Annotated in this window: 11 protein-coding genes; 8 read left to right on the top strand and 3 right to left on the bottom strand. The window is 67.2% G+C overall.

Annotated elements, in window-relative coordinates; all coding sequences use genetic code 11:
* Positions 1 to 7: 7 nt before the first annotated feature.
* From lepB to nagZ, 7 genes are all read left to right on the top strand, one after another.
* Positions 8 to 901, top strand: coding sequence for a signal peptidase I (gene lepB / locus NQV17_RS00380; RefSeq protein ID WP_124487453.1), 894 nt, complete (start codon positions 8 to 10; stop codon positions 899 to 901).
* Positions 902 to 1,054: 153 nt separating this feature from the next.
* Positions 1,055 to 2,347, top strand: coding sequence for a ribonuclease III (gene rnc / locus NQV17_RS00375; protein ID WP_257768793.1), 1,293 nt, complete (start codon positions 1,055 to 1,057; stop codon positions 2,345 to 2,347).
* 60 nt (positions 2,348 to 2,407) lie between these two features.
* Positions 2,408 to 3,307, top strand: coding sequence for a GTPase Era (era, locus tag NQV17_RS00370; RefSeq protein ID WP_006476493.1), 900 nt, complete (start codon positions 2,408 to 2,410; stop codon positions 3,305 to 3,307).
* Entirely contained in the window at positions 3,294 to 4,133 is an 840-nt protein-coding gene (recO, locus tag NQV17_RS00365) for a DNA repair protein RecO (protein ID WP_014897645.1), read from the top strand. The genes era and recO overlap by 14 nt, the downstream gene beginning before the upstream one ends.
* On the top strand, positions 4,130 to 4,906 hold the full coding sequence (gene pdxJ / locus NQV17_RS00360; RefSeq protein ID WP_124667181.1) for a pyridoxine 5'-phosphate synthase: 777 nt from the start codon (positions 4,130 to 4,132) through the stop codon (positions 4,904 to 4,906). The genes recO and pdxJ overlap by 4 nt, the downstream gene beginning before the upstream one ends.
* A gap of 69 nt (positions 4,907 to 4,975) precedes the next feature.
* Entirely contained in the window at positions 4,976 to 5,413 is a 438-nt protein-coding gene (acpS, locus tag NQV17_RS00355) for a holo-ACP synthase (protein ID WP_044844762.1), read from the top strand.
* Positions 5,414 to 5,429: 16 nt separating this feature from the next.
* A complete protein-coding gene (gene nagZ / locus NQV17_RS00350; protein WP_257767782.1) occupies positions 5,430 to 6,458 on the top strand; it encodes a beta-N-acetylhexosaminidase in 1,029 nt (342 codons plus the stop codon).
* A gap of 157 nt (positions 6,459 to 6,615) precedes the next feature.
* Here nagZ and NQV17_RS00345 read toward each other — a convergent pair whose 3' ends face one another.
* From NQV17_RS00345 to earP, 3 genes are all read right to left on the bottom strand, one after another.
* Positions 6,616 to 8,001: a sigma-54 dependent transcriptional regulator gene (locus NQV17_RS00345; RefSeq protein ID WP_044844760.1), complete on the bottom strand. Its 1,386-nt coding sequence runs from the start codon at positions 7,999 to 8,001 to the stop codon at positions 6,616 to 6,618.
* Between the two features lie 272 nt (positions 8,002 to 8,273).
* On the bottom strand, positions 8,274 to 8,831 hold the full coding sequence (gene efp, locus NQV17_RS00340; RefSeq protein WP_044844759.1) for an elongation factor P: 558 nt from the start codon (positions 8,829 to 8,831) through the stop codon (positions 8,274 to 8,276).
* 138 nt (positions 8,832 to 8,969) lie between these two features.
* On the bottom strand, positions 8,970 to 10,166 hold the full coding sequence (gene earP / locus NQV17_RS00335; protein WP_257767778.1) for an elongation factor P maturation arginine rhamnosyltransferase EarP: 1,197 nt from the start codon (positions 10,164 to 10,166) through the stop codon (positions 8,970 to 8,972).
* Between the two features lie 76 nt (positions 10,167 to 10,242).
* On the opposite strand from earP, the gene uvrC reads away from it, so the two are divergent.
* Complete coding sequence (gene uvrC / locus NQV17_RS00330) at positions 10,243 to 12,285, top strand: excinuclease ABC subunit UvrC (RefSeq protein ID WP_257767776.1); 2,043 nt, start codon at positions 10,243 to 10,245, stop codon at positions 12,283 to 12,285.
* Positions 12,286 to 12,291 lie beyond the last annotated feature (6 nt).

The raw sequence follows: 12,291 nt of genomic DNA, 5'->3' as shown, positions 1-12,291 counted from the left end.
TCCTTTTATGAATTTTGCGCTGATTCTTTTTGTGCTCGTCGTCGTGACGGGCGTAGCGTGGGTGTTGGACAAACTGGTGTTCCTGCCGCAGCGGCGCAAGGCGGCCGACGCGGCGATCGAGGAGTTCGATCGTCAGCAGTCGCGTATCGACAAGCGTTTCGCGGACGAAAACGCGGGGCAGACGCGTTCGAAGCTGCGCGACGAAAAGCTGCGCCAGCCGTGGTGGCTCGAGTACACCGCGAGCTTCTTCCCGGTGATCCTGGCCGTGTTCGTCGTGCGTTCGTTCATCGTCGAGCCGTTCAAGATCCCGTCGGGCTCGATGGTGCCGACGCTGCTGGTCGGCGACTTCATCCTCGTCAACAAGTTCGAATACGGCCTGCGCATGCCGATCACGAACACGAAGATCACGCAGGGCAGCCCGCTGTCGCGCGGCGACGTCGTCGTGTTCCGTTATCCGAAGGACGAGTCGGTCGACTACATCAAGCGCGTGATCGGCTTGCCGGGCGACACGGTCGCTTACCAGGACAAGCAACTGACGATCAACGGCCAGCCGGTGCCCGAAACGCCGCTGCCGGATTTCTTCGACGACGAGCGCCAGAACTACGCGAAGCAGTTCGAGGAAACGATCGGCACGAAGAAGAACGCGATCCTCAACAATCCCGCCGTGCCGCCGTTCGTGATGGGCGCCTACGACTATCCGTATCGCGACAACTGCACGTACAACAGCCGCGGCGTGATCTGCAAGGTGCCGCCCGGTCACTACTTCATGATGGGCGACAACCGCGACAACAGCGCGGACAGCCGCTACTGGGGTTTCGTGCCGGACAACAACATCGTCGGCCGCGCGTTCTTCATCTGGATGAACTTCGGCGACCTGAAGCGCATCGGTTCCTTCAACTGACCGTATTCGACTCGCACGCAATATGCGACGCACGGGCCGCGTCGCGTATTGCCGAACTACTTTAAGAACCGGCGGCAACACCGCCTCGTCACGCCTTTTCGCGTCCGGCCGTGCCGTTTCGGCCCGACCGGCGCCCGCGTTATACTCCTGCACATGCCCCTATCCCAGTTGGAAAGCCGGCTGCGCTACGAATTTCGCAATGCGGAATTGTTGCGCCAGGCTTTGACCCATCGCAGTCACAGTGCCACGCACAACGAACGGCTCGAGTTTCTCGGCGATTCCGTTCTGAATTGCGCGGTGGCCGCCCTTTTGTTCCAGCGTTTCAGCAAGCTGGACGAAGGCGACCTGTCGCGCGTGCGCGCCAATCTCGTCAAGCAGCAGTCGCTGTATGAAATCGCTCAGGCCCTGAATATTTCCGAAGGGTTGCGGCTGGGCGAGGGCGAGTTGCGCAGCGGCGGCTTCCGTCGCCCGTCGATCCTCGCGGACGCGTTCGAAGCCATCATCGGGGCGGTATTCCTCGATGGCGGCTTCGAAGCCGCCCAAGGGGTCATCAAGCGCCTCTATATCCCGATTCTCGACCACATCGATCCGCGCACGCTCGGCAAGGATGCGAAGACGCTGCTGCAGGAATACCTGCAGGGGCACAAGATCGCGCTGCCGACCTACACGGTCGTCGCGACGCATGGTGCGGCGCACAACCAGCAGTTCGAGGTCGAATGCACGGTGCCGAAGCTCGACGTGAAGGTGTCGGGCTCCGGCGCGAGCCGGCGCGCGGCCGAGCAGGCCGCCGCGAAGAAGGCGCTCGACGAGGTGCTGGCGGCCGCGCCGATGCTCGCTTCGAAGCCGAAGCGTTCGAAGAACGCACGCGGGTCGAAGCATGTCGAGCCTGAAATCGTGCCGGGCGTGAAGGGTGTGCAGGAAGCGCTCGACCTGCGTTCTCCGGAACGCAAGGAGCGTGCGGCGGCGCGCGACGCGAAGGCGGCCGCTGCCGCGTCCGCAGCGGCCGATGCCGGCGCACAGCCGGGCGACCGGCCGGCGCAGGCGCCGATGGCCGCGATTCGCGCGGCGCATGTCGATACAGCCGCGGACAAGGCCGACCGGCCCGCGAAACCGACGGCCGACAAGCCTGCCGAGAAACCTGCCGACAAGGCGACCGACAAACCGTCAGACAAGCCCGCGGATCGCAACGAACCCGGCACGCGCGCGGCCGACAAGCCTGCCGAACGCGCCGACAAGCCAGTCGAAGGCGCGCCCCGTGCAGCCGACAAGCCGGCGGGCCAGGCGACCGATCCGGCCGCGCCGTCCGCCGACAAGGCGGCCGGTTCCGATGCCGCTTCGCGTGCGACGCCGCGCGCCCGCGACGCCGCGGCGCCCGGCCCCGAGGCGCCGCAGGGCGGCGCAAGCCTCGCTGCCGCGCAGGCGCGCGTGGCCGATGCCGATCACTGAATTGCCCATCGATCGTGCCGCGCGTCGCGCGGCCGTTTCCGAACCTGTCTCCCAAACGATATGAACACTCCCGCTCCTACCGGTTTCCGTTGCGGCATGATCGCGATCGTGGGCCGCCCGAACGTCGGCAAGTCGACGTTGATGAACGCACTCGTCGGCCAGAAGATCAGCATCACGTCGCGCAAGGCGCAAACCACGCGCCATCGCATCACCGGCATCAACACGTTCGACGACGCGCAATTCGTGTTCGTCGACACGCCGGGCTTCCAGACCCGTCACAGTACCGCGCTGAACCGCTCGCTGAACCGCGCGGTCACGTCGACGCTCACGTCGGTCGACGTGATCCTGTTCGTGATCGAGGCCGGCCGCTTCGGGCCCGACGACCAGAAGGTGCTCGACCTGATCCCGCCCGGCATGCCGACGCTGCTGATCGCGAACAAGATCGACCGCGTGAACGACAAGGCCACGCTGTTCCCGTTCATGCAGAAGGTGAGCGAGCTGCGCGAATTCACCGAGCTCGTGCCGCTGTCGGCGCAGAAGCCGGAAGACATCAAGCGCCTGCTGGACACGATCAAGCCGTACCTGCCGGAAGGCGAGCCGATCTACGGCGAGGACGAGCTGACCGACCGCAGCTCGCGCTTTCTCGCGGCCGAGATCCTGCGCGAGAAGGTGTTCCGCTGGACCGGCGACGAACTGCCGTACACGAGCACCGTCCTGATCGACAAGTTCGAGGAGGAAGGGCGCCTGAAGCGCATCTTCGCGACGATCCTCGTCGAACGCGATTCGCACAAGGCGATGGTGATCGGCAAGAAGGGCGAGAAGCTCAAGCAGATCAGCACCGAGGCGCGGATGGACATGGAGAAGCTGTTCGACGGCCCCGTGTACCTCGAGACCTTCGTGAAGGTGAAGAGCGGCTGGGCCGACAACGAGGCGGGGCTGCGCGCCTATGGGTACGAATGACGCGCTGACGTCGACCGAAGATGCGGTGACCGCCGGCGCGAACGACGCGCCATTGCCGGCACCGCCCGAACCGCCGCGTCGCAAGGCGCGGCGCGCGACCTCTCGCACGTCCGATTTCCGCGTCGCCGAGCAGCCGGCGTTCGTGCTGCACAGCTATCCGTACCGGGAAACGAGCCTGATCATCGACGTGCTGACGCGCGATCACGGCCGGCTCGCGCTCGTCGCGAAGGGCGCGAAGCGCCCGCACTCCGCGCTGCGCGGCGTGCTGCAGACGTTCCAGCCGCTGCTGCTGTCCTGGTCGGGCAAATCCGAAGTGCGCACGCTGACGGGCGCCGAATGGGTCGGCGGGATGCTGCCGCTCGGCGGCGACGGGCTACTGTGCGGCTTCTACGCGAACGAGCTGCTCGTGAAATTCTGCGCGCGCGAGGATCCGCAGCCGCCGCTCTTCAATCATTACGTGCTGACCTTGACGCGCCTCGCGCACGGCGAGCCCGCGGTGCAGGTGCTGCGTTCGTTCGAGCGCGTGCTGCTGCGCGAGACCGGCTATGCGATGGCGCTGAACCGCACGGTCGCGCGCCGGGCGGTCGAGCCCGATCGCCGCTACGTGTTCGATCCCGAGCGCGGCGTGCGCAATGCGGACGACGACGTGCCGTCGCACTGGCCGGTGATTACCGGACAGACGTTGCTCGACATGGAGCAGGACGATTACCATCGAGCCCAGACGGTCGCGCAAAGCAAGACGCTGATGCGCTTCCTGCTGAACACCTATCTCGGCGGTACGCCGCTTGCCACGCGTCAGATCCTGATCGACCTGCAAAACCTATGAGCTTCTTCCTGACAACGCCCACCGTCATCGACCTCGGCGTGAACATCGACCACGTCGCGACGCTGCGCAACGCGCGCGGCACGGCCTATCCCGATCCGATCCGCGCGGCGCTCGCGGCCGAAGAGGCCGGTGCTGACGCGATCACGCTGCACCTGCGCGAGGACCGCCGCCACATCGTCGACGCCGACGTGCGCACGCTGCGCCCGCTGCTGAAGACGCGGATGAACCTCGAATGCGCGGTGACGGCCGAGATGCTCGACATCGCATGCGAAGTGCGTCCGCACGACGCGTGCCTCGTGCCCGAGAAGCGCGAGGAACTGACGACCGAAGGCGGTCTCGACGTCGCCGGCCGCTTCGAGGCCGTGCGTGCGGCATGCAGGCAGCTCGCCGACGCCGGCGTGCGCGTGTCGCTGTTCATCGATCCGGACGAAACGCAGATCCGTGCCGCACACGAAGCCGGCGCGCCGGTGGTCGAGCTGCATACCGGCCGCTATGCCGATGCGCACGACGAAGCCGAGCAGCAGCGCGAATACGAACGCATCGTCGCGGGCGTGCAAGCCGGCGCGCAACTGGGCCTGAAGGTCAACGCCGGTCACGGACTGCATTACACGAACGTGCAGCAGATCGCCGCGATCGACGGCATCGTCGAGCTGAACATCGGCCACGCGATCGTCGCGCACGCGATCTTCGCGGGCTGGGACAACGCGGTGCGCGAGATGAAGGCGATCATGGTCGCCGCGCGTGTGGCCGCGCTGCACGGCGGCGCGCGCTGACGATGCATTCCGTGCGCGCGCGCTTCGCTCGTCACCCGGCGTCGTCCGTGCATCACGGCGGGCGCTGACATGGCGATCTACGGCATCGGTACCGACATCGTCCAGGTGAGCCGCATCGCGGCCGTGCTCGAGCGCACGGGCGGCCGGTTTGCCGAGAAGGTGCTGGGCCCCGACGAACTGCGCGTGTTCCATGCGCGCCGCGCGCGCTCCGAGGCGCGCGGCATCGCGTTTCTCGCGACGCGCTTTTCCGCGAAGGAAGCGTTCTCGAAGGCGATCGGGCTCGGCATGCACTGGCCGATGACGTGGCGCGCGCTGCAGACCCTCAACCAGCGCAGCGGCGAACCGTACGTCGTCGCGTCGGGCGAGCTGGCCGACTGGCTCGCCGCGCGCGGCATCACGGCGCGCGTGACGGTCAGCGACGAACGCGACTACGCGGTGTCGTTCGTGGTCGCCGAGACCGACGCAGCGCCGCCTGCACCCGCACCTGTTTCCCGAACCACTCCCTGACGGACTTTCCGATTCGATGAAAACGACTCCCGGCCCGGTCATGCTCGACGTCGTCGGCACGGCCCTGTCGCGCGACGATGCGCGGCGCCTTGCGCATCCGAACACCGGCGGCGTGATCCTGTTCGCGCGGCATTTCCAGAACCGTGCGCAGCTCACCGCGCTGACCGACTCGATCCGCGCGGTGCGTGAGGACATCCTGATCGCCGTCGATCACGAAGGCGGCCGCGTGCAGCGATTCCGCACCGACGGCTTCACGGTGTTGCCGGCGATGCGCCGCCTCGGCGAACTGTGGGACCGCGACGTGCTGCTCGCGACGAAGGTCGCGACCGCGGTCGGCTACATCCTGGCGGCCGAGCTGCGCGCATGCGGGATCGACATGAGCTTCACGCCGGTGCTCGATCTCGACTACGGGCACTCGAAGGTGATCGGCGATCGCGCATTCCATCGCGACCCGCGCGTCGTCACGCTGCTCGCGAAGAGCGTGAACCACGGGCTGTCGCTCGCGGGCATGGCGAACTGCGGCAAGCATTTCCCGGGGCACGGCTTCGCGGAAGCCGATTCGCACGTCGCGCTGCCGACCGACGACCGGCCGCTCGACGCGATCCTCAAGCAGGACGTCGCGCCGTACGACTGGCTCGGCCTGGCGCTGACCGCGGTGATTCCCGCACACGTGATCTACACGCAGGTCGACAAGCGGCCGGCCGGCTTCTCGCGCGTGTGGCTGCAGGACATCCTGCGCGGGCAGCTCGGCTTCACGGGCGCGATCTTCAGCGACGACCTGTCGATGGAGGCGGCACGCGAGGGCGGCACGCTCACGCAGGCGGCCGACGCGGCGCTCGCCGCCGGTTGCGACATGGTGCTCGTCTGCAACCAGCCGGATGCGGCCGAAGTCGTGCTGAACGGCCTGAAGGCGCAGGCATCGGCCGAGTCGGTGCGGCGCATCAAGCGGATGCGGGCGCGCGGCAAGCCGCTGAAGTGGGACAAGCTGATCGTGCAGCCCGAGTATCTGCAGGCGCAGGCGCTGCTGAGCAGCGCACTGGCGTAAGCGGGAAGGGCGGCGCGAGGCCGCCTGTTCCGTTGCCGAAAGCAAAAAGCCGCGCTTTTGCGCGGCTTTTTGCTTTGACGGCGAAGCGTGGGGCCACACGCCTTTGTGCGCAACTAACCGTCAGCTCCGGCCGGCGCCCCGAACAACGGCCGCCCGGTCAGTTGACCTTCATCCGCTGCAACTTGTTGTACAGCGTCTTGGGGCTGATGCCGAGCAGCGTCGCCGCGCGATGGCGCGTGCCGCCGACCGCGTCGAGCGTCGCGCGGATCAGCAGATCCTCGACGTCGGACAGCGGGGTGCCGACCTTGATCTGCACGCTGCTGCCGTTCAGCGCGGCGCCGGCCGCGAAGCTCGCTTCACCCGCGCGCAGCGTTTCGATGAAATCGCCGGATGCGTCATAGGCGAAGCGCACGCGCTCCTGCAGTTCGCGCACGTTGCCGGGCCATTCGTAGGACACGCATTCGCGCACGAAGCCCGGCGCCGCGCGCTTGTCGGTCGTGCTGCGGCCGGTGCCGCGCGCTTCGCGGTTGAGGTCGTCGATCAGCGCGTCCGCGATGGCGAGTACATCGCCGTCGCGTTCGCGCAGCGGCGGCATCGTGATCGATGCCGCATCGAGACGCAGCCACAGATCCTCGCGCAGCATGCCGTTCGCGACCGCCTCGCGGGCCGGGCGGCGCGTGGTCGCGATCAGCCGGAAGTCGCTCGCGATCGAGCTCGTGCCGCCGATCCGCATGAAGTTCTGCGAGTCGAGCGCATGCAGCAGCGCCTCCTGCAGCACGAGCGGCAGTGCGGTGATCTCGTCGAGGAACAGCGTGCCGCCGCCGGCCTGTTCGAACAGGCCCGACTCGCGCCGCTCGGCACCGTCGAACGCGCCGCGTTCATGGCCGAACAGCACGCTGTCGAGCGATGCGCCGTGGCGCCCGGCCTGGGCGATCGTGCGGCAGTCGAACGACACGAACGGCCCTTTGCGGCGCCGGCTCAGGTCGTGCAGCGTGCGCGCGGCCAGCTTCTTGCCGGTGCCGGCTTCGCCGGTGAACAGCACGGCCGTTTCGGTGCCCGCGTTGTGCTCGATCATGTCGTACACGTGCTGCATCGCCTCGCTGCGGCCGACCAGCGCGCCAAAGCGGCCGAGGTGGCGCAGCGACGCGCGCAGCGTCCGCACTTCGTCGATCAGTTCGTAGGGGCGCGGAATCCGGGCCAGCAGGCTGCGCAGGCGCGGAATGTTGATCGGCTTCAGCAGGTAGTCCCAGATGCCGTGACGCAGGCCTTCGATCGCGCTCTCGACCGTCGCATTGCCCGTCAGCACGATCACCGGCAGCGAGCCGTTCGGTTGCTGCTGCGGCAGGTGCTGGAGCAGGTCGAACCCGCTGCCGTCCGGCAGGTTCAGGTCGACCAGGACGACATCGGGAATCGAGCGGCCGAGCGCCGTGCGTGCCTCGGCGAGCGACGTGGCCGTGTCGACCGAGAAGCCGTCTGCGGCGAGCAGCGCGGTCAGGCCGGACAGACTGTTGGGATCGTCTTCGACAATCAGGGCGTGTGGCATGGTGGACGCGAGTCGAGTCAAGAGAGGCGGGCTGTCGGCCATCGAGCCGGCCGCAGCCGCATGTCAGATTAAAAACTGATTTTATGCCCCGCTGAACGCCTGACGTGCATTATTTCTTTGGCGCTATAAAACAGTTACCGATGATACAAATTGAATACCTTTAGTGCTGGATTTTTGTGTTGTCCATGGTGCCGACGCCCCGCTGCTGTTGACCGCAGACAAACAAAAAGCGCCCCGAAGGGCGCTTTGTTCGATCCGGCAATCGCGGGCGATTACGCGCGGCTGCGGTATTCGTTCGTACGCGTATCGATTTCGATCTTGTCGCCGGTATTGCAGAACAGCGGCACTTGCAGTTCGAAGCCCGTTGCGAGCTTGGCGTTCTTCAGCACCTTGCCCGACGACGTGTCGCCCTTGACGGCCGGTTCCGTGTAGGTGATCTCGCGAACCAGGATCGTCGGCAGTTCGACCGAGATCGCCTTCTCGTTGTAGAACACGACTTCGCACGCCATGCCGTCTTCGAGGTAGTTCAGCGCTTCGCCCATCATTTCCGCTTCGACTTCGTACTGGTTGTAGTCGGCGTCCATGAACACGTACATCGGGTCGGCAAAGTACGAGTACGTCACTTCCTTGCGGTCGAGCACGACGACGTCGAACTTGTCGTCAGCCTTGTAGACCGATTCCTGGCCTGCGTTCGTCAGCAGGTTCTTCATCTTCATCTTGACGACGGCGGAGTTACGGCCCGACTTGTTGTATTCCGCCTTTGCGATGACCCATGCTTCGCTGCCGATCTGCACGACGTTGCCTACGCGGAGTTCCTGTGCGGTCTTCATAAAAACTGTCCTGATCCAATCAAATAAATAGGTGCCTGAGCGTTGCGCAACGGCTGACGGCGCAAGCGGCGGTGCGTTCCGGTAGGTGCCAAGAGCCCCAAACGCGAGCGCTTGCGTGGTCAGCCGTCGGATAACCGCTTATTTTAACTGAGATTTTACGTATTCCGCCAGCTTTCCGGCGAGATCGCCGACGCTCGCCAGCGCGTCGGCCCAGCGCGCCGCGTTGGCATCCAGTGCGGCACGGTGTTGCAGCAAATCGGCCCAGTCGGGCGTGCCGGCGCCGTTCCACGCATGCCAGAAGCGCGCGAGCGCCGCGCGCGGCGCGTCGGCGAGGCCGGCCGACAGGTGCGCGAGCGCGGCGTCGAGCTTCGGCAGATGCGCATCGTCGGCCTGCGGGTAGATGTGCCATACGAACGGCTTGCGCGCCCATTGCGCGCGGACGAACGAGTCCTCGCCGCGCACGAAGTTGACGTCGGCCACCCACAGCAGCGGGTCGTAGTCGGCTTGCGGGACGAACGCGAGCCCGTACGCGGTCAGATTGCCGCGGCTTGCGCGCGCGCCGGCGCCGAACGATTCGACCCCGAAGAAGCGGGCAACGGCCGGCGACACGCGGCCGGCGGGCACGAGCGCGACGACGGGCGACGGGCCGTCGCGCCACTGCGCGAGCAGCGCGTCGACGCCCGGATTCTCATACGCGAACAGGCTGACGACGGTCGTGCCCGGCGCCGGTGGCGCGTCTCCCGTCGCATGCCGCCACCACGCGGTGCGCGCCGCCGCGTCGGCTTCGAAGGCCGTGCGGCGCGCGTCGAGGTCGCGTTCCTTCAGCACGCCGCCCGTGCCGGCCGACAGTCCCGGGAAGAAGAATGTCTTCAGCAGCGGATAGCGCGGATGCGGCGAAGGCCGCAAATGGAAATCGGCGACCCAGTCCTCGGCGCTCAGGTATTCGAGATTGATCCACACCGGGCGGCGCGCGCGGCGCGCCATCGCCGCGAGATAGGCGCCGGGCAGCTCGCACGCGAAGGCCTCGATCACGACGTCGGCGATCTCCAGTGCGTCGCCGACTTCCGCATGCCAGTGTTCGATCACGACGCCGTCGAGCGTCTGCCGCCCCGCATCGGGATCGACCCCCGGCAGCAGCCGCGCGAACGTGCGCAGGTCGTCGATGAACAGGCGCACCTGCCAGCCGTGCTCGTGCGCGAGCTGGCGGGCGAGGCGCCAGCACACGCCGATGTCGCCGAAGTTGTCGATCACGGTGCAGAAGAGGTCGCACGCGATCGGTTCGTCGGGTGCGAGCGGCGCAGCGGAGGCAGGGGAGGCGGGGGCGGTGCGGGGCATCGAAGCGGACCGGTGAATGCTCTAAACTGGCGATTCTAATGGACCCGTTCCGCGCCACAAGGCACCCGAATCGCGCATGACATCCCCAGAAGCCGCCGACACCCCGTTCGAACCGAAGAAGATCCTCGTGCAACTGCCGCACATGCCGGGCGTCTACCGCTACTACGATGCGGCGGGCGCCGTGCTTTACGTCGGCAAGGCGCGCGACCTGAAGAAGCGCGTCTCGAGCTATTTCACGAAGACGCAGCTGTCGCCGCGCATCGCGATGATGGTCACGCGCATCGCGCGCATCGAGACGACCGTCACGCGCTCGGAGGCGGAGGCGCTGCTGCTCGAGAACAACCTGATCAAGGCGCTTGCGCCGCGCTACAACATCCTGTTTCGCGACGACAAGTCGTATCCGTACCTGAAGCTCACCGCGCACCGCTTTCCGCGCATGGCGTACTACCGCGGCTCGGTCGACAAGCAGAACCAGTATTTCGGGCCGTTCCCGAGCGCGTGGGCCGTGCGCGAGAGCATCCAGATCCTGCAGCGCGTGTTCCAGTTGCGCACCTGCGAGGATTCGGTCTTCAACAATCGCACGCGGCCGTGCCTGCTGCATCAGATCGGGCGCTGCACGGCGCCGTGCGTCGGCGCGATTTCCGAGGACGACTACGCGATCGACGTGTCGAACGCCGCGCGCTTCCTGCTCGGCCGGCAATCGGAAGTGATGAAGGAACTCGAGCAGAAGATGCACGCGTTCGCGGCCGAGCTGAAGTTCGAGCAGGCAGCCGCCGTGCGCAACCAGATGAGCTCGCTCGCGACGGTGCTGCACCAGCAGGCGATCGAGGTCGGCAGCGACAGCGACGTCGACATCCTCGCGGTCGTCGCGCAGGGCGGACGCGTGTGCGTGAACCTGGCGATGGTGCGCGGCGGCCGGCATCTCGGCGACAAGGCCTATTTCCCGGCGCACGTCGAAAGTGCGCTGACGCTGGCCGAAGGCGGGCTCGGCGACGAGGCCGAGGGCGAGGCCGACGCAGCGGAGGCTGCCGGCGACACCGCTGCGGCGTTGCCCGAGCGGCCCGCGGAAGACGCTGCCGCCGCGCGTGACGCGGGCGCGTCGGTGGAGGCCGAGGTGCTCGATGCGTTCATCGCGCAGCACTATCTCGGCAATCGCGTGCCGCCCGTGCTGGTCGTGAGCCATGCGCCCGCGAGCCGCGACCTGCTCGAGCTGCTGTCCGAGCAGGCCGGTCACAAGGTCTCGCTGGTCCGGCAGCCGCAGGGGCAGCGGCGCGCGTGGCTGTCGATGGCCGAGCAGAACGCGCAGATCGCGCTCGCGCGGCTGCTGTCCGAGCAGGGTTCGCAGCAGGCGCGCACGCGCGCGCTCGCGGAAACGCTCGGCTTCGAAAGCGACGATCTCGCGACGCTGCGGATCGAATGTTTCGACATCAGCCATACGATGGGCGAGGCGACGCAGGCGTCGTGCGTCGTCTATCACCATCACAAGATGCAGTCGGGCGAGTACCGTCGCTACAACATCACCGGCATCACGCCGGGCGACGATTACGCGGCCATGCGGCAGGTGCTGACGCGCCGCTACGAGAAGATGGTCGAGCAGGCCGCGCAGGCGGCGGCCGCCGACGATGCGGCCGGCATCGACGGCGAATCGACGCGCCAGGCCGAGGCATCGAGCCTGCTGCCGAACATCGTGCTGATCGACGGCGGCAAGGGGCAGGTCGAGATCGCGCGCCAGGTGTTCACCGAGCTCGGGCTCGATACGTCGATGCTGGTCGGCGTCGCGAAGGGCGAGGGGCGCAAGGTCGGCCTCGAGACGCTCGTGTTCGCGGACGGCCGCACGCCGCTCGAACTCGGCAAGGAGAGCGCCGCGCTGATGCTCGTCGCGCAGATCCGCGACGAGGCGCACCGCTTCGCGATCACCGGGATGCGCGCGAAACGGGCGAAGGCGCGCCAGACCTCGCGGCTCGAGGAGCTCGAAGGGGTCGGTGCGAAACGCCGGCAGCGGCTGCTTGCGCGGTTCGGCGGGCTGCGCGGTGTCGTCGCGGCGAGCGTCGAGGAGCTGGCGAGCGTCGACGGCATCTCGCACGCGCTCGCCGAGCAGATCTACAAGCAGCTTCACTGATCCGGC

The organism is Burkholderia sp. SCN-KJ, from assembly GCF_024656005.1.
In the GTDB taxonomy this organism is placed as follows: domain Bacteria; phylum Pseudomonadota; class Gammaproteobacteria; order Burkholderiales; family Burkholderiaceae; genus Burkholderia.
This window is presented reverse-complemented; position numbering and strand designations above follow the sequence as displayed.